The organism is Micromonospora sp. NPDC007220, from assembly GCF_040634035.1.
GTDB lineage: Bacteria > Actinomycetota > Actinomycetes > Mycobacteriales > Micromonosporaceae > Micromonospora > Micromonospora reichwaldensis.
On record NZ_JBEYEU010000006.1, the window covers coordinates 61645 to 85935 of the forward strand.

16 protein-coding genes are annotated in these 24291 nt (G+C 73.9%); 9 read left to right on the forward strand and 7 right to left on the reverse strand.

The genetic code is table 11. From position 1 onward, the window contains the following. Positions 1 to 91: 91 nt before the first annotated feature. From ABZ573_RS14560 to ABZ573_RS14570, 3 genes are read right to left on the reverse strand one after another with little or no spacing between them, the layout of a single operon-like run. Positions 92 to 1756, reverse strand: coding sequence for an amino acid adenylation domain-containing protein (locus ABZ573_RS14560; protein WP_327028881.1), 1665 nt, complete (start codon positions 1754 to 1756; stop codon positions 92 to 94). Further along, on the reverse strand, positions 1753 to 9099 hold the full coding sequence (locus ABZ573_RS14565; protein ID WP_358118471.1) for an amino acid adenylation domain-containing protein: 7347 nt from the start codon (positions 9097 to 9099) through the stop codon (positions 1753 to 1755). The genes ABZ573_RS14560 and ABZ573_RS14565 overlap by 4 nt, the downstream gene beginning before the upstream one ends. Beyond that, positions 9096 to 10844: a condensation domain-containing protein gene (locus ABZ573_RS14570; RefSeq protein WP_358118473.1), complete on the reverse strand. Its 1749-nt coding sequence runs from the start codon at positions 10842 to 10844 to the stop codon at positions 9096 to 9098. Before ABZ573_RS14570 ends, ABZ573_RS14565 begins: the two co-directional genes overlap by 4 nt. Before the next feature lie 232 nt (positions 10845 to 11076). On the opposite strand from ABZ573_RS14570, the gene ABZ573_RS14575 reads away from it, so the two are divergent. The 7 genes from ABZ573_RS14575 to ABZ573_RS14605 all read left to right on the forward strand — a co-directional run bounded on the left by ABZ573_RS14575 (position 11077) and on the right by ABZ573_RS14605 (position 17670). Continuing rightward, entirely contained in the window at positions 11077 to 12087 is a 1011-nt protein-coding gene (locus ABZ573_RS14575) for a ketoacyl-ACP synthase III family protein (protein ID WP_358118475.1), read from the forward strand. A 13-nt stretch (positions 12088 to 12100) separates the two neighbouring features. Then, positions 12101 to 12370, forward strand: a complete 270-nt coding sequence (locus ABZ573_RS14580; RefSeq protein WP_151452852.1) for a phosphopantetheine-binding protein — start codon at positions 12101 to 12103, stop codon at positions 12368 to 12370. Then, positions 12367 to 13530, forward strand: a complete 1164-nt coding sequence (locus ABZ573_RS14585; RefSeq protein WP_358118478.1) for an acyl-CoA dehydrogenase family protein — start codon at positions 12367 to 12369, stop codon at positions 13528 to 13530. Before ABZ573_RS14580 ends, ABZ573_RS14585 begins: the two co-directional genes overlap by 4 nt. A 5-nt stretch (positions 13531 to 13535) precedes the next feature. Next, the gene (locus ABZ573_RS14590; protein WP_151452873.1) at positions 13536 to 14555 is read left to right on the forward strand and encodes an HAD-IIIC family phosphatase; all 1020 of its coding nucleotides are present in this window, start codon (positions 13536 to 13538) and stop codon (positions 14553 to 14555) included. Positions 14556 to 14598: 43 nt separating this feature from the next. Next, positions 14599 to 15483, forward strand: coding sequence for a 3-hydroxyacyl-CoA dehydrogenase family protein (locus tag ABZ573_RS14595; RefSeq protein WP_151452854.1), 885 nt, complete (start codon positions 14599 to 14601; stop codon positions 15481 to 15483). A gap of 911 nt (positions 15484 to 16394) precedes the next feature. Beyond that, positions 16395 to 17171: a hypothetical protein gene (locus ABZ573_RS14600; protein ID WP_327028885.1), complete on the forward strand. Its 777-nt coding sequence runs from the start codon at positions 16395 to 16397 to the stop codon at positions 17169 to 17171. 247 nt (positions 17172 to 17418) lie between these two features. Beyond that, entirely contained in the window at positions 17419 to 17670 is a 252-nt protein-coding gene (locus tag ABZ573_RS14605; protein ID WP_327028886.1) for a hypothetical protein, read from the forward strand. Between the two features lie 14 nt (positions 17671 to 17684). Here the strand turns inward: ABZ573_RS14605 and ABZ573_RS14610 are convergent, their stop codons facing one another. Together ABZ573_RS14610 and ABZ573_RS14615 are read right to left on the reverse strand one after the other, a co-directional pair. Further along, a complete protein-coding gene (locus ABZ573_RS14610; RefSeq protein WP_327028887.1) occupies positions 17685 to 18419 on the reverse strand; it encodes a VOC family protein in 735 nt (244 codons plus the stop codon). A gap of 144 nt (positions 18420 to 18563) precedes the next feature. After that, on the reverse strand, positions 18564 to 19214 hold the full coding sequence (locus tag ABZ573_RS14615) for a helix-turn-helix domain-containing protein (RefSeq protein ID WP_327028888.1): 651 nt from the start codon (positions 19212 to 19214) through the stop codon (positions 18564 to 18566). A gap of 118 nt (positions 19215 to 19332) precedes the next feature. Between ABZ573_RS14615 and ABZ573_RS14620 the strand changes: the two genes are divergently transcribed. Next, entirely contained in the window at positions 19333 to 20358 is a 1026-nt protein-coding gene (locus ABZ573_RS14620) for a hypothetical protein (RefSeq protein ID WP_327028889.1), read from the forward strand. Positions 20359 to 20747: 389 nt separating this feature from the next. On the opposite strand, the gene ABZ573_RS14625 is transcribed toward ABZ573_RS14620, so the two are convergent. Together ABZ573_RS14625 and ABZ573_RS14630 are read right to left on the reverse strand one after the other, a co-directional pair. Further along, the gene (locus ABZ573_RS14625; RefSeq protein ID WP_151452856.1) at positions 20748 to 21893 is read right to left on the reverse strand and encodes a DUF6596 domain-containing protein; all 1146 of its coding nucleotides are present in this window, start codon (positions 21891 to 21893) and stop codon (positions 20748 to 20750) included. 4 nt (positions 21894 to 21897) lie between these two features. Continuing rightward, the gene (locus ABZ573_RS14630) at positions 21898 to 22305 is read right to left on the reverse strand and encodes a YciI family protein (protein WP_132236607.1); all 408 of its coding nucleotides are present in this window, start codon (positions 22303 to 22305) and stop codon (positions 21898 to 21900) included. A gap of 585 nt (positions 22306 to 22890) precedes the next feature. Between ABZ573_RS14630 and ABZ573_RS14635 the strand changes: the two genes are divergently transcribed. Next, positions 22891 to 24282: a glycoside hydrolase family 43 protein gene (locus ABZ573_RS14635; protein WP_151452858.1), complete on the forward strand. Its 1392-nt coding sequence runs from the start codon at positions 22891 to 22893 to the stop codon at positions 24280 to 24282. The last annotated feature ends 9 nt before the right edge of the window (positions 24283 to 24291 follow it).

Below are 24291 nucleotides of genomic sequence, written 5' to 3' on the forward strand. Positions count from 1 at the left end.
CGCGCCGTCGTGATCCCGGGGGCGACGGCGCGGGCCCGCGGTCGTGCGCGCACCTCTCCCCCGGGTGCGCCCACCGGCGGCCGGACGGCGGCTACCCCGGCACCCCGAGCACGTGCGTGCTGCCGGTGCGTGCCGGCCACGGCAGCGCCGCGCGGTCGAGCTTTCCGTTGGCGGTGGCGGGGAAGCCGTCCACGAACACCACCGCGGCCGGCACCATGTAGTCCGGCAGCGCGGCGGCCACGTGCCGGCGCAGCTCCCGTACGGTCGGACGGCAGCCGGGGGCCGGCACGACGTAGACCACCAGGGCGCGCTCGCCGTCGCGGTCCGGCCGGGCCAGCGCCACCACGTCCTTCACCCCGGCGTGCCCGCGCAGGCGGTGCTCGACCTCGGCCAGCTCCACCCGGGCGCCCCGGATCTTGACCTGCCCGTCGACCCGGCCGAGGAAGGTCAGCACCCCGTCGGAGCCGAAGCTCGCCCGGTCGCCGGTGCGGTAGAGCCGGCCGCGTGGGTCGGGCCCGAGCGTGTCCGGGACGAACCGCTGCCGGGTCAGCTCCGGCTGGCGGTGGTAGCCGAGGGCGAGGACGTCGCCGCCGATGAGCAGGTCGCCCGGCACCCCTACCGGGCACGGCCGCAGGTCCTCGTCGACCACCCAGTACTGCGCGTTGTCGATCGGTCGCCCGTACGGGATGCTCCGCCAGGCCGGGTCGACCGCGCCGACCTCGAACCAGTTCGACCAGACGGTCGCCTCGGTCGCGCCGCCGAGGCTGACGATCGTCGCCCCGGTGAAGACCGACCGCACCTCGTCCGGCAACGTCAACGGCGTGTAGTCGCCGCTGAGGTAGACCAGCCGCAGGTGCCCGGTCCCTGCGGCGCCCCGGTGCCCGCCGAGCAGCGGCGCGAGGTGGGCCAGCGTGGTCGGCGCCGAGTTCCAGTACGTCACCGGCTCCCGCAGCAGCACGTCGAGCAGCAGTTCCGGGTCGCACCGCTGCGCGTCGTCGGCGACGTAGACGCCCGCCCCGTACGCGGGCAGGCCGAGCAGGTCGAAGACGGACAGGTCGAAACCGAGCGAGGTGACCGACAGGCCCAGGTCGTGCGGGCCGAAGCCGTGCGTGCGGCGGCACCAGGCGAAGAGGTTGTGCAGCGACCGGTGCGCCACGGCGACGCCGTTGGGCCGGCCGGTGCTGCCGGAGGTGAAGACCACGTAGGCGGTGGAGTCCGCGCCGGTGCCGGGCTCCGGGCTCCGCAGCTCGCGGTGGTCCGGGACCGGGGCGTCGGCGGGCACCGTGCGTACCTGCGGCGGCGCCGGCCAGCCGTCCTCGCCCGCCGTGCCGACCAGCAGCCGCACACCGGCCTCGGCCAGTAGGGTGTGCGCGCGTTCGGCCGGGAGCGCCGGCTCGACCGGCACGTAGCAGCCGCCCGCCTTCAGCACCCCGTACACGGCGACCGCCAGCAGCGGGCCGCGCGGCACCCGGATGCCCACCGGCGTCTCGGGTCCAACGCCCTGGTCGCGCAGCGCCCAGGCCAGCCGGTTGGCGAGCCGGTCCAGCTCGGCGAAGCTGAGCGCGCCGCCGGCCCAGCGCACCGCCACGGCGTGCGGGCGGAGCCGGGCCTGCTCCTCGAACAGCCGGTGCACCGGGCCGTCCGCGGCGTACGCGCGGGCGGTGGCGTTCCACGCCCGCTGCTGCGCGGCCGGGTCGGATGCGGCAGGTCGGGGCACGGCCGGGTCGGTCGACGGGCGGCCCGGCGTGGTGGTCATCGGCTGCCGGCCAGCACGGCGCTGATCACGTCGGTCAGGTGCACCAGGAGCGGCGGCTTCATGATTCCGATGTGGTCCCCCGGCACCCGGTGCAGCTCGATCCCGCCGCCGATCAGCTCCTCCCAGCGTTCGAGGTAGTCGGCGAACGTCTGGCCGGAGGACACCACGTGCTGGCCGTTGGCGAGCGCGTCGCTGGCGATGAGGTGCAGCTTGCCGGCGTAGCGGGGGTTCGGGTACTCGATGAGCGCCTGCAACGATTCCCGCCAGACCCGGACCATCCGCGGCCAGGCGGCGCCGACGCCGCGCTCGGGCAGCGCCATGCCTTCCTTCTCGTCGATGTCGTTGGCCACCCGCTCGTAGAGGTCCATGATCTCGGCGCGCCGCTCGGGCGTGTCCGCCTCCGGCCCGCCCCGGTCGATCTCCAGCACCAGCTTCTCCAGCCGGCGCACGAAGCCCATCTGCTCGTAGAACTTCGGCCGGGTCTGCGCGTCCAGCACCGGGTCGAGGAGCATGAAGGTCACCTCCTCACCGGCGTCCAGCAGCAGGGTGGCGAGCTCCGCCGCGATCGTGCTGCCACCGCACCAGCTGAACAGCCGGTACGGCCCGTGCGGCTGGGCGGCCCGCAGCTCGTCGAAGTGCCGGCGGGCCATCTCGGCGGCGGTGGGGATCGTGGCGTGGTCGCCGTGCGGCTTCGGCCACTCGAACGCGGCCAGTGGTAGCTGCGGGTCCAGGTACGGCAGGAAGCGCTGGAACCAGTGGGCGCTGCCGCCGCCGGGGTGGATGCAGAACAGCGGCGTGGCGCTGCCGCGCCGCAGCCACAGCAGCGCCCGGTTGCGGCTGCCGGGCGCGGCCGGTGCCTCGGGGCCGCCGACCGCGCCGTCGGTGATCGCGGCGGCCAGCCGCGCGACGGTCTGGTGCTCCAGGAAGGCCCGGAACGTCAGCTCCACGCCGTGCGACTCCCGCAACAGCGAGATGACCCGCATCATCGCCATCGAGTGCCCGCCGAGGTCGAAGAAGTCGTCGTCGATGCCGACCCGGTCCAGCCGCAGCACCTGCGCCCAGGCGTCGGCGATGGTCTGCTCCAGCGGTGTCCGGGGCGCCACCGGCGCGATCTGCGCGGCGGGCCTCGGCTCGGCAGCGACCAGCGCGGCGCGGTCGACCTTGCCCGAGGCGGTGACCGGGAACTGCCCGACGACGTGGCAGCGGGTCGGCACCATGTGCGCCGGCAGCCGGCGGCGTACGTGCTCGCGCAGCTCGGCCGGGGACGGGGCGGCGCCGCAGCTGCCGGCGGTGAGCCGGACGAACGCCACGAGCGTCGCCTCCTCGGTGCCCGCCGCGGCGACGGCGACGGCCGCGGCCGCGACGCTCGGGTGCGCCTCCAGCGCGTGCTCGACCTCGCCGAGTTCGATGCGGAAGCCGCGGACGCTGACCTGCTGGTCGCCGCGCCCGTGGAAGCGCAGCGAGTCGTCGGCGGCGCGGGAGACCACGTCGCCGGTGCGGTACATCCGGCTGCCGGGCGGCCCGAACGGGTCCGGGACGAACCGGTCGGCGGTCAGCGCCGGCCGGCCGAGGTAGCCGCGGGCCAGGCCCGCGCCGGCGACGTACAGCTCGCCGCGCACCCCGGCGGGCAGCGGCCGGCCGTCGGCGTCCAGGACGTGGCACCGCACGTTCGCCAGCGGGGTGCCGATCGACGGCATCCGCTCCGGCGAGCCGGGGGCGACCGGCGCGTACGTGGCGGCGACGCACGCCTCGGTGGGGCCGTAGAGGTTGACGAACGCGGCGTGCCGCGCCCACCGGTCGGCCTGCCCGGCGGGGCACGCCTCGCCGCCGACCAGGGTGACCCGCAGCCGCGGGAAGTCCGCCGGGTCCAGCCGGCTCAGCATCGACGGCGGCAGGAATAGGTGGGTCAGCGTGGCCGCCTCGGCGCGCAGGTCGCCCGGGTCGCGGTCGGGCTCGGGCAGCACCAGCTCGGCGCCGGCGGTGAGCGCGGCGACCAGCTCGGACACCGACGCGTCGAAGCCCACCGAGAAGAACTGGAGCATCCGGTCGCCCGGCCGGACGTCGAAGACCTCCTGCTGGGCGTGCCGGAGGTTGAGCAGCGCCCGGTGCGGCACGGCGACCCCCTTGGGCCGCCCGGTCGAGCCGGACGTGTAGGTGACGTACGCCAGGTCGTCCGGCGCCACCGTCACCTCCGGCGCGGTGACCGGCATGTCGAGCTGGGCGGACTCGTCGGTCACGTCGACCGTCGGCACGCCCGCCGGGTCGGCCTGGACGAGGCCGGCCGGCAGCCGCCCGGCGGCGAGCAGCACCGCGGCTGCCGTGTCGTCGAGCATGAACCGCAGCCGTTCGACCGGGTACGCCGGATCCAGCGGCAGGAACGCGCCGCCCGCCTTCAGCACGGCCAGTACGCAGACGGCGAGGTCGGGCGTCCGCGGCAGGCAGATGCCGACGACCGTGCCCGGGCCGACGCCGAGCGCGCGCAGCCGGTGCGCCAGCCGGTTCGCGCGTAGCTCCAGCTCGGCGTAGTAGACCTTGACGACGCCCTGCCGCAGCGCGACGGCGGTGGGCGCGGACCGGGCCTGCCGCTCGATCAGCCGGTGCACCGGCTCATCGGTGGGGAACGCCCGGTCGGTGCGGTTCGGGTCGACGAGCACCCGCTCGCGGTCGGCCGGCGCCAGCGTCACGGTCCGCGGCGACGGCGACGGCGACAGCGACACAGCCGGGGTGGCGTCGGGACCGGCGCCGGGGTCGCGGGCGGCACCGGGCCCGGCCGCGCTGGCGGCCATCGACGCCAGCACCTGCCGGTAGGTCCGGCCGACCAGCTCCAGATACGGCCGGCCGATCCTGCTCGGCCGGCCGAGCAGGCGCAGGTGCCCGGGGAACGACACCGCGGAGAACGGCTGCTCGCTCGGGCTGAAGTCGGCCTCCAGGTCGATGCCCGAGCTCCAGTCGAGCATGTGGAAGTCCAGGTACGTGAAGCTGACGTCGACCAACGCCGAGGCGTGCCGGCCGTCGCGCCGCATCGCGGCCATCGGGTAGCGCCGGTGCGGCCACATCCGGGCCTCCCGCGCGAAGACCGCCCGCACCAGCTCCGGCCAGCTCCCGGCGGTCAGGTCGGCGGGGAACGGCACCGTGTTCAGGTACATGCCGATCACCTCGTCGCCGCGCAGCCGCTCCGGCCGGCCGTTGCCGACCAGCCCGGTGAAGAAGCGCTGCCGCCCGGTGACCACGCCCCAGGCCGCGAGGTGGGCGGCGTGCAGCACGCTCTTCAGCGACGCCCCCGCGTCGGCCGCGAGCCGACGCAGCGCAGGCTCCAGGTCGGCGTACTCGACGACGACCTGGTCCGGCGCGTCGTCGGCGCCGGCCGGCCCCTCGGCCCCGTCCGCCTGACCGCCCCACTCGGCCGGGATCTCCAGCTTGTCGGCGGCCGTGATCGTGGCCGTCCAGAAGTCCCGGTCGGCCGCCGAGCGCAGCGACTCCTGCTCGGCCGCGACGAAGTCGGCGAACCGGACGGCCGGCAGCGGCGCCGGCCGGGGCACGTCGCCCCGGCGCAGCGTCCGGTAGTACCCGAGCAGCTCAGCGATCACCGACGTGTGGCTCCAGCCGTCGAGGATCGCATGACACTCGACGTGGGTGAGCCACCACTCGCGCTCGCCGGTCTGGTGCACCGTGTAGCGCAGCAGCGGCGGCACGGCCAGGTCGAACGGCGCGGCACGCTGGGCGAGCAGGAAGTCGTCGAGGACCTGGCGCCGCGCGGCCGGCGGCAGGTCCCGCAGGTCGTCCAGGTCCACCGGCAGCTCGGCGGTGCGGTGCACCAGTTGCAGCGGCCGCGTGTAGCCGGCGAGCGCGAACGAGGTACGCAGGATCTCGTGCCGCCGCACCAGCAGTGCCGCGGCAGCGCGCAGGTCGGCCAGGTCGAACGGCGTCTCGTCCTCGATCCGGTAGCAGCTGACGTTCACGTAGACCGGCCGCTGCGCGGCCAGCATCTCGTACACCATTCCGGCCTGGATCTCGCCCATCGGGTACGCGTCGACCAGGCCCGGCGGCAGCAGCGCGCGGTCGGCCTCGGACAGCAGCGCGAACGGCGCCACGCCCGGCTGCTCGGTCACCGTGTCCGGCTGCTCCGGCGCCCGGGCGCCGACCAGTTCGGCCAGCTCGGCCACCGTGGCGTGGCTGAACAGGTCGTGCACCGACACCGGCAGGCCGGCCGCCCGCAGCGCCCCGACGGCGCGGATGGCCCGGATCGAGTCGCCGCCGTGCGCGAAGAACGCGTCGTGCCGGCCCACCGCGTCGACGCCGAGCGCGTCGGCCACGGCGCGCGCGATCGTCCGCTCCAGCGGGGTGCGTGGCGCTTCCGCCGCCGGCGGGGCGCCGCTGGGCGGTGCGGGCAGCGCGCGATGATCGACCTTGCCGGCGGCGGTCAGCGGCAGCGCGTCGAGCACCACCCACCGCGCGGGCACCAGCTGGCGGGGCAGCCGGGCCCGGGCGTACGCGGCGACGCCGTCCCGGTCGACCGCCGGCCCGACCTGCCCGGCGCCGGCCTCGGCGGCCGGGCCGACGAGGTACGCGACGAGCCGGTCGTCGTGCACGGTGACCACGGCGGCGGCGACGTCCGGGTGCGCGGTGAGCACCGCCTCGACCTCGCCCGGCTCAATCCGGTGGCCGTGCAGCTTCACCTGCCGGTCCAGCCGGCCCAGGTACTCGATCGTCCCGTCGGCGCGGTGCCGGGCCAGGTCGCCGGTGCGGTAGAGCCGGTCCCCCGGCCGCGTGCCGAACGGGTCCGGCACGAACCGGTCGGCCGTGTGCGCGGGGCGGCCCAGGTAGCCGCGGGCGAGCTGGACGCCGGCCACCACCAGCTCGCCGGGCACGCCGACCGGCAGCAGCCGCAGGTCCGGGTCGACGACGTGGGCGCGGGTGTTGGCGACCGGGCGGCCGATCGTGACCGGCTCCCCGGGCAGGCACCGCGCCGCGGTCACGTCGATCGTCGCCTCGGTGGGGCCGTAGAGGTTGTGCAGCTCGCAGCCGATCCGCTCGGACACGGCCGCCGCCAGCCCGTCCGGGAGCGGCTCGCCGCTGGCGAAGATCCGGCGTACCGAGGGCAGCTCGCCGACCGGCGTGTCGAGGAAGGCGCGCAGCATCGACGGCACGAAGTGCAGCGTGGTGACGCCGTGCTCGGCGATCGCCGTGGCCAGGTACGCCGGGTCCCGGTGCCCGCCGGGGCGGGCGACGACGAGCGTCGCGCCGGTGATCAGCGGCCAGAACAGCTCCCAGACCGAGACGTCGAAGCCGTACGGGGTCTTGTGCAGCACCCGGTCGGTGGCGTCCAGCGGGTACTCGCGCTGCATCCAGACCAGCCGGTTCACGAGCGCGCGGTGGGTGATCACGACGCCCTTGGGCGGGCCGGTCGAGCCGGAGGTGTGCAGCACGTACGCCGGGTGGTCCGGGTCGGGGTCACCGGGCAGCGGCCCGTGCGGGGCGGTGCCGTGCACGTCGGCCCGGAGCACCGTGCGCGAGGCGGTGCCGACGGTGTCCCGGTCGGTCACCACGACCCGTACCGCGGCGTCGGTGAGCAGCTGCTCCAGCCGCTGCGGCGGGCTCTCGGTGTCCAGCGGCAGGTAGGCGCCGCCGGCGGTGAGCACGGCCAGCAGCGCGGCCACCAGGTCCGGGCCGCGCTCCAGGCACACCCCGACCACCGACTCGGGGCCGACGCCGGCCGCGCGCAGCCGGAGCGCCAGCGCGGTGACGCGGGCGTCGAGCTCGGCGTACGACAGGCTCCGCTCCGCCGTCCGCACGGCCACCGCGTCCCCGGTGGCGGCCACCTGGGCCCGGAACAGCGCGGGCAGCGTGGTGGCCGGCACGTCGGTCGCGGTGTCGTTCCAGCCGTCGAGCAGCTGCTCGCGCTCGGCCGGCGGAAGGATGTCGATGTCGGCCAGCGGGATGTCCGGGGCCGCCGCCACGCCGGCCAGCAGCCGACCGACGTGTGCGACGAAGCGCTCGATCGTGGCGCGGTCGAACAGGCTGGTGGCGTAGACCGCGGCGCCGGCGAGCGAGCCGTCCGGGCCCGGGCCCACCGACAGGGTCAGGTCGAACTTGGCATCGGCGAACGGGATCGGCACCGACAGGACGTCCAGGCCGGGCGCCTCGAAGCCGTCCGGCGCGGCCTCCTGCCAGACGAACATCGTCGAGAAGAGCGCCGTCCGCGCGGGGTCCCGGACCGGCGCCAGCTCCTCGACGAGCTGCTCGAACGGCAGCTCCTGGTGGGCGAAGGCGTCCAGCGACGTACGGCGGACCCGCTCGACCAGCTCGCCGAACGTCGGATCGCCGGCCAGGTCGGCCCGCACCACGACGGTGTCCACGAAGAGCCCGATGAGGTCCTGCACGTCGTCGTGCCCACGGCCGGCGACCGGGGTGCCGACCGTGACGTCGGTCCGGCCGCTCCACCGCCCGAGCACGACCGCGTACGCCGCCAGCAGGACCATGAACGGCGTGGCCCGGTGGTGGCGGGCCAGTTCACCGAGGGCCGCCGCCACCTCGGCGGGCACGGTGAACGGCACGACGTCGCCGGCGGAGTCCCGTACCGCCGGCCGTGGCCGGTCGGCCGGCAGGTCCACCGGCGTGGCGCCGGCGAGCTGGCGGCGCCAGTACGGCAGCTGGGTCTCGCGCAGCTCGGCGGTCCGCTGCCGCTGCCAGGCGGCCACGTCGGCGTACTGCGCGGGCAGCGGGGGGAGGTCGGCCGGGCGACCGTCGAGCGCGGCGGTGTAGCGGTGGTGCAGCTCGTCGAGCAGCAGGCCCTCCGACCAGAGGTCCATGGCGATGTGGTGGGTCGTGAGCAGCAGCAGGTGCTGGTCGGGTTCGCGCCGGACGAGCAGCGCGCGGAGGACCGGCCCGGCGGCCAGGTCGATCGGCTCGCGGTCGACGGAGACGAGCCGGTTGAGCAACCCGCACTGGGTGTCGCCGTCCAGGTGGGTGAGGTCGCGGATCGGCAGCGGGACCGGGGCGGGCGGGTCGATCAGCTGCACCGGCTCGCCGTCGGGGCCGACCGGGTAGCGGGTGCGCAGCACCTCGTGCCGGGCCACCAGCCCGTCCAGCGCGGCCCGCAGCGCGTCGAGGTCCAGCCGGCTGCCCGGCCGGTCGGTCATGTGCAGCGCGATCTGTACCAGGTACTCGACGCCGCCGGGGCGCAGCCGGTCGAGGATCCACAGCCGGCGCTGGGCGTACGACAGCGGTGGTGGGTCCGCCCGCGACGCCAAGGGGATGCCCGGCTCGGGGAGCGGCTCGAGGCCGAGCAGCCGGCGCTCCAGCAGCTTCTCGTGCGGGGTGGGCGACTCCAGCATCTCGGTCATCGGGTTCCTTCCCGGGCGGCTCGGGACAGCAGGTCCTGCACCTGGCTGTCGGAGAGTCGGCTGACGTCGGCGCGGACCGCGGCGGTGACCACGGCCGCGAGTCCGGCCACGGAGGTGGCCTCGAACAGGACCTGCAGGGGGAGATCGACGGCGAACGTCCGCCGCAGCGCGGTACGCACCCGGGCGACCAGCAGCGAGTGGCCGCCGAGGTCGAAGAAGTCGTCGTCGGCGGCGATGTCGTCGACGCCGAGCAGCCGCGACCAGATCCCGGCGACGACCTGCTCGACCGGGCCGGCCGGCGCGGGTGCCGGCGGAACGGGGGCACCCGCCGGCACGGCCGCAGTCGCCGGCACGCCCGGCGCGCCGGGCGCCGGGGCCAGCCGGACCGCCCGGGCCTCCGGTTCGCGGGTCGACCGCTCCAACAGCGCCACGTAGTCCTCGGCGAGCCGGAGCATTGTCGTCCGGTCGAACAGGCCGCCGGCGTACTCGAGAACGCACCGCAGGTCGCCGGCCGCGGTGCGGCAGACCGTGAAGACCAGGTCGAACTTGGCGTCGGTGGCGTTCATGGGCAGCGGCCACACCGTGGCGCCGCCGAGCGTGCCAGGCGTCTCCGCCGTGTGCAGGACCTGGAACATGATCTCGAACAGCGGGTTGCGGGCGGGGTCGCGGCGGGGCCGGACCGCCGCCACGACATCCTCGAACGGCACGTCGTTGTGCAGGAGCGCGGCCAGCACCGTCGTGCGCACCCGGTCCAGCACCTCGGTGAACGACGGTTCGCCCGCCAGGTCGGTCCGCAGCACCAGGGTGTTGACGAAGAAGCCGATCAGGTCCTCGGTCTCCGGCACGTCCCGCCCGGCGGCGGGCATCCCGACGGCGATGTCGGTGCGGCCGGTCCGGTGCGCCAGCAGCACCTGGAAGGCGGCAAACAGCGTCATGAACGCGGTCGTGCCGTACCGCTCGCCGGCGGCGGCGACCAGCCGGGCGACGTGCCGCGGCACGTCCACGGCGAGCATGTCGCCGCTGGGGTCGCGGCGGGTGCCGCGCGGGCGGTCGGTGGGCAGCAGGACCGGTTCGAGCCCGGCGAGCTGGTCCCGCCAGTAGCCGATGCCGGCCGCGCCGGCGGCCTCGCGCCGGGCCCGCTGCCAGGCCGCGACGTCGGCGTACTGCACCGACGGCGGCGCCGGCACCGGCCGGCCGGCCGCCAACGCGCGGTACGCGTGGTCCAGGTCGCGCAGCAGCACGTCGCACGACCAGGCGTCGGCGGCGATGTGGTGCAGGGTGAGGCCGACCAGGTGCTCCGTCGGCGCGAGCCGTGCCACCACGACCCGCAGCGGGTGCTCCCGGCGCAGGTCGAACGGCCGGCCCGCCGCCGTGTCGAGCAGCGCCGCAGCCCGGGTCCCGGCGTCCGGTCCCCCGGTCAGGTCCACGACCGTCACGTCGGCCGGGCCGGGCGGGTCGACGACCTGCACCGGCTCGCCGTCGCTGTCCCGGTACCGGGTGCGCAGCACCTCGTGCCGGCCGACGACCGCGGTCACGGCGCGGGCGAACACCGCGGGATCCCACGACCCGCGCAGGCGCATCCGCAGCCAGACGAGGTATTCGGTGCCGTCGCCGTGCAGCCCGTCGAGGAACCACAGCCGCTCCTGTCCGGGCGACAGCCGCAGCGCGCCGGTGCGCGGCACCGGCCGGATCCGGGTGCCGCTCGGCGGCGGGGCGTTCGTCTGGTCGGGCATCCGGCTCGGCATCGGCGGTCTCCCCTTTACCGGCGGTCGGCGTCGGATCGAGACTGGTGGACGCGAGCAGGCCGGAACCAGAGAAGGACCGGCAGAGGCGTTGCCGGTCCTTCTCTGTCCCGGCACGAGCCGCGATCGGCAGAGTGGCATCGAGTCGGCGCACGGGACTCCGGACGCAGGAGCGGGTCCGGACGCCCGGGACGGGACACCGACGACGGCCCCTGCTACCGGAAGGCGCGGCGACATGCCCGGAACGATCGTGGTACGGACGATGGCCTCGTTCCTGCCGCAACGGTCGGTCGCGGTGGCGGAGCTGCCGGAGCTGGCGTACCTGGGGCCGGCCGAGCGGGAACTCTGCGCCGGCCTCGGAATCGACCGGGTGCGTACCGACCCGGATCTGGACGCGTTCGACCTGGCCGCGGGAGCCGCCATCCGGGCGCTGGGCGCCGCCGGGCTGGACCCGGCACGGATCGGGGCGCTGGTCGTGGTGGAGTCCCGCGCGCCGGCCACCCTGATGAGCTCCGCCGAGACCCGGCTACAGGCGTACCTCGGTGCCGACCGGGCCCTGACCTTCGCCGTCGGCGGGCTGGGCTGCGTGTCGACCACGCCGGCGCTGCTGGTGGCGCGCGGCCTGCTGGCCGCCGACCCGGACCTCACCGACGTCCTCGTCGTGCACGGCAGTACGCCGGCCACGCCCCGGCGCTACCGGCACCCCGTCACCGTCAGCGGCGACGGGGGCATGGCCGTGGTCGTCTCGCGGGACGGGCCGCTGCGGGTACGCGACGTGCTCCAGGAGACCGACGGCCGCTACTGGGACCTGTTCCGGGTGGACTACCGGGACCGCCCGTCGGCCCGCTGGACCGAGCAGTGCCGCGACCCCCGGGAGTACTCCTTCCAACTGGCCCTGGAGAGCCGCAATCGGCTGCGCGCGATGTACCGGAGCCTGCTGGACCGCAACGGGCTGACGCCGGCGGACGTCGCCCGGCACGTGAGCCACAACCTGTCGGCGGGCGCGTTCCGGTTCGTCGAGGAGACGCTCGGGGTGACGGTCGCCCCCACCTGCCGCGACAACCTGCGCGACCTGGGCCACCTCGGCGCGAACGACGTCCTGCTCAACCTGGCGACCGAGATCGGCACCGGGCGGCTGCGGGGCGGCGAGCGGGCCGTACTGATCAGCTCCAGCCCCGTGGCCGCCTGGAGCATGGTGCTGGTCGAGTTCGACGGCGATCCCGCTGCGGCCGTCGCGGGAGACTGAGATGGGAGTGGGGATGGGAGCACCGGACCGGCCCGCGGTGGCGCGGGAGCTGCACGACTTCATCGCCCCGGCGGTGTCCGGACCGATCGGCCCGGACGAGGACTACTTCGCGCTCGGCCTGCTCAACTCGCTGTTCGCGATCGAGCTGGTGGTGTTCGTGGAGCGTCGCTTCGACATCGAGGTCGAGGTGGCCGACCTCGACCTCGACCACTTCCGCACCATCTCCCGGCTGACCGACTTCGTGCTGGCCAAGACCGCCGGCCGCGCCGGGATCCCGGCGTGACCGCCGCGGCCGCGCCGCCGGCGCTCGACGGTCTCGGCGACGACCTCGCCGCGGCGGCGCGCGACGAGGCGGCCCGCTGGGACCGGGACGGCGCGCTGCCCGCCGGGGTACGCCGCGCCGCGGCGGCCGCCGGGCTGCTCACCGCTGACCTGCCGGTCGGGCACGGCGGTCTCGGCGCCACACCGGCGCAGCTCGGTGAGCTGTGCGCCCGGTTCGGCGGCGTGTGCGGCGCGCTGCGCGCGCTGGTCACCGTGCAGGCCATGGTCGCCGCGGCCGTCCTGCGCTGGGGCACCGCCGAGCAGCGGGCGCGCTGGCTGCCCGCGTTCGCCCGCGGTGAGCTGCTCGCCGGGTTCGCCGCCACCGAGGCCGGCGCGGGCAGCGACCTGACCGCCGTCGACACCCGCATCCGTGCCGTCGGCGGTGGCCGGCAGCCGACCCTGGAGCTGACCGGGGCCAAGCGCTGGGTGACCTTCGGCCAGGTCGCCGACGTGCTACTGGTACTCGGGGCGCTGGACGGCCGGCACACCGCCGTGCTCGTCGAGACCGACCGGGCCGGCGTGACGCGGCAGCCGGTCGAGGGCCAGCTCGGCCTGCGGGCCGCCCAGCTGGCCCACATCCAGCTCGACGGCGTACGGGTACCGGCGGCGAACCGCGTCGCACCGCCCGGGTTCGGCCTGTCGCACGTCGCGGCCAGCGCACTCGACCACGGCCGGTTCACGGTCGGCTGGGGCTGCGTGGGCATGGCCGAGGCGTGCCTGCGGGACATGACCGACCACGTGCTCACCCGCCGGCAGGGCGGCACCCTGCTCGCCGAGCACCAGACCGTACGGGGGCTGCTGGGCCGGGCCGCGGTGGACACCGCCGCCGCGCGGGAACTCGCTGCCCGGGCCGCCCGGTGGCGGGCCGCCGGTGCTCCCGACGCGATCGCCGGCACGGTCGCGGCGAAGTACGCGGCGGCGCGCACCGCCGCCCGGGTCGCCGGCACGGCCGTGCAGGTCCTCGGCGCGGCCGGCTGCGCCCCGGACAGCCGGGCCGGCCGGTTCTACCGGGACGCCAAGGTCATGGAGATCATCGAGGGCTCCTCCCAGGTGGCCGAGCTGCACGTCGCCGACCACCTGCTGCGGCGCGCCCGCGCGACGGGGCCGGGAGGGCGGCCGTGACCAGCATGGTGAAGTGCCTCGTCTGGGACCTCGACGACACCCTGTGGGACGGCGTCGTGCTGGAGGGCGACGAGCCGGTGCCGTTCCCCGCCGCCGTACGCACGCTGCACGCCCTGGACCGGCGCGGCGTCCTGCACGCCGTGGCCAGCCGGGGCGAGCGTGCCGCCGCCACCGCCCACCTGGCCGCGCACGGCCTGCTCGACCTGTTCACCCGGGTCGAGGTGGGCTGGGGCGCCAAGTCCCTCGCGGTCGCCCGGATCGCCGCCGACCTGGGCATCGGCCTGGACTCCGTCGCGTTCGTCGACAACGACCCGGTGGAGCGCGCCGAGGTGGCCGCCGCGCTGCCGGTCGTGCGCTGCCACCCGGCCGACGCCGTCGCCGAACTGCCGGCCCTGCCCGAGTTCGCCTGCGAGTTCGTCACCGAGGAGTCCCGGCAGCGCCGCCAGCTCTACCGGACCGACGAGCGACGCCGGGCCGCCGAGGCCACGCATGCCGGGCCATCCGCGGACTTCCTCGCCTCGCTCGGCCTGGTGCTGGAGGTGCGCCGGGCCGGCCCGGCCGACCTCGCCCGGGCGCACGAGCTGACCGTACGCACCCACCAGCTGAACACCACCGGCGTCACCTTCAGCCTGGCGGAGCTGCACGCGCTGTGCGCGTCGCCGCGGCACGAGGTGCTGGTGGCGCGGCTGCGGGACAGGTTCGGCTCCTACGGAACGGTCGGGCTGGCCGTCACCGAGTCGCGGCCGGACGCGACCGTACTGCGGCTGCTGCTGATGTCGTGCCGGGTGCTGTCCCGCGGCGCCGGCGCGGCCCTGCTCGACCACCTCGTGCACACCGCGCTCGCCGCGGGCCGGCGGCCGGTGGCCGAGTTCGTGCCCACCTCGGTCAACCGGCAGATGCTGGTCACCCTGCGGTTCGCCGGCTTCGCCGTCGAGGACGACGCGGGCGACCGGTGGACGCTCTCGATCGACCCGGCCCGGCCGCCGGCCGCGCGGGCACACCCGGTGCGGGTGGTGACGGCGTGAGCGGGCACAGCGGACGGATCATCAGACGCGGCGAGGGGGAAGCATGAGCGGAACCGTCGGGGTGGTCGGCGCCGGCACGATGGGGCTCGGCATCGCCCAGTGCCTGGCCGAGGGCGGGTACGACGTGGTCGTGGTCGACCCGGCGCTCGGGTCGACGACCGGGGTGGCGGCGGCAGCGGACCGGCTGCGTACCGGGCTGCGGCAGGCCCGGCTGCTGGCCCCGGACCGCGCGGGCGAGCCGGTGGCCCGGGTGGTCGAGCGGATCAGCTGGACCCACCGGACCGCCGGGCTCGACCGGGCCGGGTACGTGGTCGAGTGCGCACCGGAACGCATCCCGCTCAAGGAACGGATCTTCGGCGAGCTGGACGCCGTCTGTCCACCGACGACGGTGCTCGCGTCGGTCACCTCCGCCATCCCGATCGACCGGCTCGCCGCCAGCACCCGCCGGCCGGACCGGGTGGTCGGGACGCACTTCATGAACCCCGCGCCCCTCAGGGACAGCGTCGAGGTGGTGCGTGCGCCACGGACCAGCGCGGACACCCTCCAGCGCACCCTCGACCTGCTCGCCGCGATCGGCAAGACCGGCATCGTGGTCGCCGATGGGCCGGGCTTCGTGATCAACCGCGTGTTGATGCTCACCGTGAACGAGGCCGCCGAGGTCGTCGGCCAGGGCACCGCCGACGCCGCGACCGTCGACCGGGTCTTCCAGGAGTGCCTCGGCCACGCGACGGGTCCGCTGCGTACCGCCGACCTGATCGGCCTGGACACCGTCGTCGACACGCTCCTGGTGCTGCTCGAGTGCACCGGTGACCCCCGCTTCCGGCCCGGGCGCACACTGCGGGAACTGGTGGACACGGGCAGGTACGGGCGCAAGAGCGGCAGCGGTTTCCACCAGTACCCGCGGCCGGTCGCGACCGCCGCCACCTGACCACCGCCGACCTCCGTCCGGCAGCCACCCGCACGGCTGCCCGCCGGACGGAGGTCGACGCAGGTCACTCGCCGACGGTGCCGATCGACCGTCAGCGCTTCCCCTGCGAGGGTGCCGACGAGGCGAGTCGCTCGCGCATCGCGTCGACCGGCAGGGCCGGGTTCCGCGCCGTGGACTCGGCCAGCTCGATGTCATCGAGCAAATCGACGATCCGGCGGCACGTACGCGCGGCTCCGGGTGGGTGGCGGCGACACGCGCCGCACGCCGCACGCCGGTCGCGCCACGCCAGCTCGACCACCTCGCCTGCCGCGTACCCGGGCCATGGGGTGACGCATCGCCGCTGCGACGACCGCGGGCGGCAGGTCGGCGCGCCGCCGGAACGCTGCGGGCACGGCCTCGGCGTGGTCGTCGAGCAGACACAGCAGCACGTCGGCCGGTGCCGCCGGGTTGCCCGCGAGTCCCCGCGCCACCGGATCTCCGACCGGGCCGTCCAACCAGAGGTCGCCGCGGAGGTGGACCACCCTGGAGTTGCCGACGTGTCCGTCGGTCGTCCGGAGCGTCGTCCAAGGGCTGTCGTCAATCACAAGCAGCGAGGGTATAGCGGCGAAACCGCAGCTCAACATGGCTGTTCACCCGAATGGCAGCAGTGCGGGCCCGACGTAGGCTGTGGACGGTGCCACTCTGCGGAGGCCGCCAGCACCATGGCTGCGGCGGAGACCCTGTTTCCGAGAGTGAACGGCCGGGATCGTGCGATCAGTGGCTCAGCCTCGATGAATTCAGGCTGGTCCCCGTGGTGTCTTCAGCCGGTGGCCGCGTACTCGCACCATCTGATCCTGATACAGAGGTCAGACGTTAAGACGACCGTGGCCTCCGGTAGGCGCTGCCCGGGGCATGGCCGGTACCGTGGGCCGATGCGTTCGGCGGCAGAGGTTCGGCAACGTTGGCTCGATCAGTTACCACAACTGATGACCAGGCCCTCAATGTGGGCGACGACCGGGCAGGCCTTCGACAGGTTGGCCCATGGGCTCCTCAATGATCTGTGTTTCCTCGACGAACGCGAGATCGACCAGGACGCTGTCGAGACGGTGCTCCGCTCGTACGGAAAGCGGGGAGTTGCCGGGCCGTTCCTCGCCATGTTCGGCGAGGACCGTAGCTGCGTCGCCGAGGTCGCCTCGGTCTTCGCCGAACAATTCCACCGACTCGGCTACCTCCAGTTGGGGCGACTGCTTGACGCGGATAGCTGGAACCACCTCACCGCAGATCTCCAGCAGCGTTTCGACGGCCAGGATGTACGTCGCAGTGAGGTCGAGGCCAGCTACGGACCACCAAGCCTCATCGTCGACAAACGCGTGCTCTGCTATGCCCCGGCAGACGCGTCCGGATGGCTCTTCTTCGACTGCTTCCAGGAGCACGGGCCTGGCGAGTACGTCCCAGGCGCCGGACACTACGAGTGGCGTTCGAACGACGATCCCCTGGTACGGGCGGTACGCCGTCCCGCCGCGGATTTCGAAGCCGGCCTCATTCTGACTCTCTACGGCAAGGTCATGCGCTGGGGACCCGGCTGGTGGCTGAACCACCCGGAGACCCTTCCCGACGACCAACAGGCGATCGCCGCCCAACTGCGTGCCGTCGAAGCGAGTGATCCATCCCAGTCGCTCGGTGCGCAGAGGGACGGCCCGAGGCGCTGATCCAGTGCGGCGGAGAACCGGGGCGTACGACCTGTGCACCAGGGGTCAGCTAGGGCCTGTGTCAAGTAGGTTGAAGCCCAGGTGGTGGCGGGTGGAAGAGTTTCGGCGGCATGTACTGTCCTGCCCGCGAGGCCGCCCGCCTGGCGTGCGACGCCTCGACGTCGCGTTCGACTACGATGCCTTCCCTGTGTGGGCCTGGTGCACGATTCCCGCTCGCGGTGGTCGTCCAGGCCGAGAGGTCGTGGGGATGGTTCCCCCGGAAGGGCTGAGGCTCTCGGTGGAGCTGGCTACTGCCCTGCGTGCGTGGTCGGACTGGATGGACATGCACAGCGAGTACGGCGGTGGTCGGGTCGGCACCGACGAGCAGTACCGGGCGTGGACGGAACAGGGCCGGAAGCTGGCCCAGCAACTGTCAGAGGAAACCGGCGCGGCAGTCGTCTACCAGGGCGATCGCGGCGAAGTCGATATCGATTGCCCGTCCTGCGGTCGCCGCGGCTAGACCGTGCCTCGAAGTCAGCCTGGGGTGAGGACGCAGAACTCGTTGCCTTCCGGGTCGGCGAGGACCGTCCACGGGACGTCGCGGTCCAGGTCGACGGCGGTGGCGCCGAGATTCCGCAGTCTGGCCGCCTCGGCCTCCAGGTCGTCACCCGGGTACGGGCGGACGTCGAGATGGACGCGGTTCCACCCGGTCTTCACGTCGGGTGTGCGGAGGAACCGCAGGTAGGGGCCAACGCCCTTGGCGGAGCGCAGCACCGCCCTGTGGTCGGTCACCTCGTGCAGGGCCCAGTCCATGGCCTCGCTCCAGAAGCGCGCCATGGCTCGCGGATCCGCGCAGTCGACCACCACCGCGGCGATCGGTCCGGTGTCGCGGTGGAGCGGTCGGGGGTCCAGCACGCAGAACTCGTTGCCCTCCGGGTCGGCCATGACCGTCCATGGGACGTCGCCCTGGCCCACGTCGGCGGGTGTCGCGCCGAGATCCTTCAGGCGCGTGACCACCTCGGCCTGGTGGGCTGCCGAGGTGGTGGCGAGGTCGACGTGCACGCGGTTCTTCACCGTCTTGGGTTCCGGGGAGACGATGAGGTCGAGGCAGACCGCGACGGGGTCGGGGTAGACGAAGCCCTCGGGTTCGAGGTTGGTCACGCCGGGCCCCTCGCTGGAGACTTCCCAGCCGAGCGCCTCCGCCCAGAAACCGCCCAGCACGGAGTCGTTCCGGGCCTTCATGTTGATCTGCACGAGCCGCGTCGCCACGCCGGCCAGGCTAGTACTCCAGTCGTGGATCGCAACCTGACGTAGCGTCAGCTACGTTGCGTCGACCGCCGAGGACGATGGCCGGGCGCATCGGCATGTTCCGGATCTACTGCTGGTGCAGCGGATGCCCCGGTTGGGTCGGCTTCACGGCTGGTTGTGCTGCTCGGCGGCGTCGAACGCGGGCGCGAGCGGGGCCAGCGCCTTGCGGAGCTGGTCGGCCAGTGAGCCGGAGGGCACGACCAGTCCTCCGGCGGCGAAACTCCCGGCGGCCTCCGGGTTACCGGCCGGCTGGAGCCAGCCTTCCAGTGCGATGCGAACTGCCGCGGCCACGCTTGCCGCGAGGACGCGGGCCGTGTGCGCTTCGGCGTCGTCCAGGCGTTCGGCGATCACCGCCGCGAGCGGGGGCTCGATGCCGGCGGTGGTGTCGAGGAACGCGTCGCGCAACGCGGTCTGGGTGGTGATCAGCAGCAGCGCCTTGTGTTCGCGCTCGCCGGTGTTCGTGTACTGCTCGACCACTGCCTGGGTGACGGCGTCGGCCAGGCGTACTCCTGCGGGCCGGGCCGCGACCGCCGCCGCGATGCGCGCCTCCCGGTCCGCGGTGACGGCGGAGACGATCGCCTGCTCGCGGCTGGCGAAGTAGTTGTTGTAGGTGCGCGGCGAGACCCCGGCCGCTTCGGCGATGTCCTCGACCCGCACCTGGTCCGGTCCGCGCTCCTCGGCCAGGCGCAGGGCCGCCTCGCGTAGCGCCTCACGCGTGGCCTGCTTCTTCCGCTCCCGCAGCCCTGGTGGTGTCACGGTGTCAGCGTCCCATGCAGGGCTGCACACACGCAAAGTTGCGTGCATGCAAACTTGCGTGCACGCATTTTTCCTGCCAGTCTCGACCTGGACCGGGACCGACAGAGAGGACGTCGCCATGCGAGCAAGAGGAATGACCTACGACACCGGATTCGTCGTGCACGGCCAGACGTCCCGCGAGCACTTCGACCTCGCGGTGGTCCGGCGCGAGCTCGCCATCATCCGCGACGACCTGCACTGCAACGCGGTCCAGATCATCGGCGGTGACCCGGATCGACTGGAACTGGCCGCCGGTGCCGCCGCCGAACTCGGACTGGAGGTCTGGTTCTCGCCCTACCCGCTGGAGCTGGATCCGGAGCAGATCCTCACGCTCTTCCGCGACTGCGCCGAGCGGGCGGAACGGGTCCGGCAGCAGGGGGCCACAGTCGTGTTCGTCGCAGGCGTCGAGCTGAGCGTGATGAACCGCGGGTTCCTGTCCGGAGAGAGCCCCGAGGATCGGGTCGAGCGGCTGATGAGCCAACCCGAGCGGCGGGCCGAAGCCATCCGCGAACTCGGCGTGCACATCAACGCGTTCCTCCGCGACGCCGCGGCGACGGTCCGCGAGCGCTTCCAGGGCAAACTCACCTACGCGTCCATCCAGTTCGAGCAGGTCGACTGGACTCCCTTCGACATCGTGGCGTTCGAGCTGATCCGCTCCGCCGAGGTCGCCGACCGGTTCCGGGACGCGGTGCGCATCCTGGCCCAGAGCCCGAAGCCGCTCGCCATCACCGGGTTCGGCACCGCGGCCTACCGCGGCGCGGGAGACCGCGGTGGGCGGGTGCTGGAAGTGGTCGAGTACGACCCGGAGACCAGGGCTCCGGTACGGCTGAACGGCGTATACGAGCGCGACGAGGCCGGCCAGGCCACCTACCTGAGCGAACTGCTGGAGATCTTCGAGACCGAGGGCGTGGACAGCGCGTTCGTGTTCCTGTTCGCCCTGCCCGGCTACCCGCACCGCCCGGACGGCGACCCCAGGGACGACCTGGACCGGGCCGGCCTGGGCATCGTCAAGCTCCTCGAAGGGCGCCGAGGGCAGACCTACCCCGACATGGAATGGGAACCCAAGGCCGCCTTCGCGGCAGTGGCACAGCGCTATCGGAGGTGACAGGCCCCGAGCACGATGGCCACGGCGCGGGATCTGCACCGCGCCGCGGTGCAGATCCCGAACAGATGGACGCGGTGGTCGCCGACCGCGGCTGGTCCGCCCGGCGACGCCGCCACCAGACCCGAGCCCGCTGGCACCGCTACCGACCCGACTCGCCCTCGATGAATGACACCAGGTCGGGTTCCGCCCGTGCCGGCTGACGCACATCCCCTAAAGCGTCCTAGGACATTGATTGTCCGGCGACGCTGGGCCGCGACCTGGGCTCTCCTCGATCCGGCACTCTCTCGGCCTGTGCCGCTCGCCCGGTCTCCCGAGGAGCGACCGGAGCCGGAGTGGCCTCCCTCCGGGGCGGCCCTGTCGTACGAAAAAGCGGTGAAGTCCTGGACCGCTCAGGGGCGCTGGCGGGCGTTGAGCCGGGCGGCCTGGCGCGTCAGGTGGTCACGTTCGGCGAGGTTGGGCGCCCGCCGGGCCGCTTCGGAGTACAGCCGTGCCGCCGTCGCCAGGTCGCCGTCGCGCTCGTGGAGGTACGCCGCCACCGCCGCGTGGCGGGGCAGCGAATCGTCCAGCGCCACGAGCGCCGCCAGGCCGGCGCGCGGTCCGTCGGCCTCGCCGACGGCCACCGCGCGGTTGAGCCGGACGACCGGACTGTCGGTCAGGCGGACGAGCTCGTCGTACCACTCGACGATCTGCACCCAGTCGGTCTCCGCGGCGGTGGGCGCGTCGGCGTGCAGCGCCGCGACGGCTGCCTGGGCCTGGAACTCGCCCAGCCGGTCGCGGGCGAGGGCGGCCTGCAGGATCTCGACGCCCTCGGCGATCGACGTGGTGTCCCACCGGCCGCGGTCCTGCTCGGCGAGCGGCACCAGGCTGCCGTCGGGCGCGGTCCGGGCGGCGCGCCGGGCGTGGTGCAACAGCATGAGGGCGAGCAGCCCCGCCACCTCGGGGTGGTCGATCGCGGCCGCGAGCTGCCGGGTGAGCCGGATGGCCTCGGCGGCGAGGTCGACATCGCCGGAGTAGCCCTCGTTGAAGACCAGGTACAGGACGCGCAGTACGGTCGCGACGTCGCCGGGCTGGTTGAACCGCACGCCGGAGACGGTGCGCTTGGCCCGGCTGATGCGTTGCGCCATGGTCGCCTCGGGCACCAGGTACGCCTGGGCGATCTGGCGGGTGGTCAGCCCGCCGACGGCACGTAGCGTGAGCGCGACCGCCGACGCCGGCGTCAGCGACGGGTGGGCGCACAGGAAGTAGAGCTGGAGCGTGTCGTCCACCGTGGGCGCGGGCCCGGGCGCGGGCTCCTCGTCGACGAGGTCCTCGCGCCGACGGCGGGCGGCGTCCGCCCGGGTCGCGTCGAGGAACCGACGCCAGGCCACGGTGACCAGCCAGGCCTTCGGGTCGCGCGGCGGGTCGGCCGGCCAGGTGCGCACCGCCTCGACCAGCGCATCCTGTACGGCGTCCTCGGCCGCCGCGAAGTCGGCTCCGCGGCGGACGAGGATCCCGAGCACGCCGGGCGTGAGGCTCCGGAGCAGGGCCTCCTGCATCAGCTCACTCCGTGATGGTGGGCGGCGCGGTCAGGAACGGGCGCAGCTCGAGCCACTCGTGGATCGGCTTCCCGCCCGCCCCGGGGGCGGCCGACAGCTCCCCGGCCAGCTCGACGGCGCGCTCGTAGCTGTCGACGTCGATCACCATCCAGCCGGCGATGAGGTCCTTGGTCTCGGCGAACGGGCCGTCGGTGACCGGCGGGCGCCCCTCACCGTCGTACCGGACGAACGTCCCCTCGGGGGCGAGCGCCTGACCGTCGACGAACTCGCCGGTCCCCTCGAGCCGGGTCGCGAAGTCCTGCATGTACTGCATGTGCGCCGAGATCTCCTCCGGCGTCCACTGGTCCATGGGTACGTCGTTGACCCCGGCCGGAGCGCCCCGGTAGTGCTTGAGCAGCAGGTACTTGGCCATCGTGTTTCCCCTCTCGGTGCGGGTGCGAACCCATTCTGATCGCGTCCACCACGGGGACGGAGCCGGTCCCGGGTTCTCGACATCGCTGCCCGGATATTTCTGGGTCGATCTCGTGTCCGGTCCCGGAGCATGCGAGATCCGAGGTGCGTCGGCTCCTGCCCCGCGCGCTCCGGTGCCGTCCCGTTGCCCGCAGGCGACCGGATCCGCACCGCAGGCGGGCGGGCGACCGGCGGACAGGGCTCGGCTTCCCGGGCCGGGAGGAGTCTTGCGCGGGCGTCACGTGGAAACTATGTTATCGATAACATCGATGTTGCCCCATGGCTTGTCTGGACGGTCGCGCGGCCGTTCCGACCGCCGGGCCCGTGGCACGCACCACCCGTCCCGCACCTCTTCCCCGACGTCACACCCGCTCCGGCGACGGCGTGCCGCCGGGCCCTTCGGCCGGCCGGAGCGCTCGCCGACGGCTGGCCCGTCCTGACTCGGCCGGCCCCACGACCAGCACCCGAAAGAACCAGGACGTAAGGGCTCTCGCGGCGCCGGCCCGCCAACCGCCGCTCTCCCGCCACCATCGAGAAAGGTCACCCCATGGCCCTGACCCGACGAGCCTTCACCCTCGGTGCGGTCGCCACCGGCGCGGCCACCGCCACCGGCCTGACGATCGCCCCCCGGGCGGCCTCGGCAGCGGCCTACACCGGCTACGTGATGACCTACTTCACCGAGTCGCCGAACTTCGTCGGCGCGGACTACGGCCTGCACCTCGCCGTCAGTCGCGACGGTCTGAACTGGACCCCGCTCAACCAGAACAACCCGGTGGCCACCCCGACCGCCGGCCAACTGGGGCTGCGCGACCCGTTCATCTTCCGCAAGCAGGACGGCACGTACATCGTCATCGCCACCGACCTGCGCGGCACGAACTTCGGCGTCATCAGCCAGTACCTGCACGTATGGGACTCGACGAACCTGACCGGCTTCACCGGTTACCGGCGGCTGCGGATGCACACCTACAACGCGCACACCTGGGCGCCGACGGTCTTCTGGGACGCCAACCGCGGGCAGTACGGCATCGTCTATTCCTGCAACACCAGCAGCGGGGACGTGTTCCTGGTCAACTACACGTCCGACTTCCACTCGGTCGGCTCCCCGCAGGTCTTCTTCAGCCCCGGCTTCGGCGTCCTGGACAGCGACATCATGGTCGACGGCGGGGTCACGTACCTGTACTACAAGAACCTCGCCAACGGAAACCTGTACGGCGCCCGCTCGTCGACCGGCGCCCCGAACAGCTTCACCACCTACACCGGCGGCCTGCGGCAGGGCGACGCGATGGAGGCCCCGCTGCTGGTCAAGCGCAACGACGGCAACGGCTGGTACCTGTGGGGCGACTCGTTCGCCCCGGTGAACGCCGACTACTACGCCTGGTCCAGCGGCAACATCACCGCCAACGCGTGGACCACGCTGAACCAGCGCGACTACACCCCGCCGCTGAACGGCAAGCACGGCTCGATCCTCGGCATCACCGAGGCCGAGTACGCCGGCGCGGTCAGCCGGTGGGGCACCCCGAACTGGGTCCGGCTGAAGTCCGCCAACTTCCCGGACCGGTTCGTACGGCACCTCAACGGTGTCGGGCGCCTCGACGCGTACCCCTTCGACCCGTACCAGGACCAGCTGTGGCGGCTGGTGCCCGGCCTGGCCGACCCCTCCGGGGTGTCGTTCGAGTCGGTGAACCGGCCCGGCAACTTCCTGCGCCACAGCGCCTACGCCATCCGGCTCGAACCGGACAACGGCACCGCGACGTTCCGCGCCGACGCCACGTTCCACCGCACGCCGGGCCTGGCCGACTCCTCGTGGACGTCGTTGCGCTCCCACAACTTCCCGGACCGCTACCTCCGACACTCCGGCTACCTGCTGCGCATCGACCCGCTGAGCGCCTCCTCCAGCGCCGCCGACCGGCAGGACGCCACCTTCCGGCTCACGTCGTAGCACCCCGAC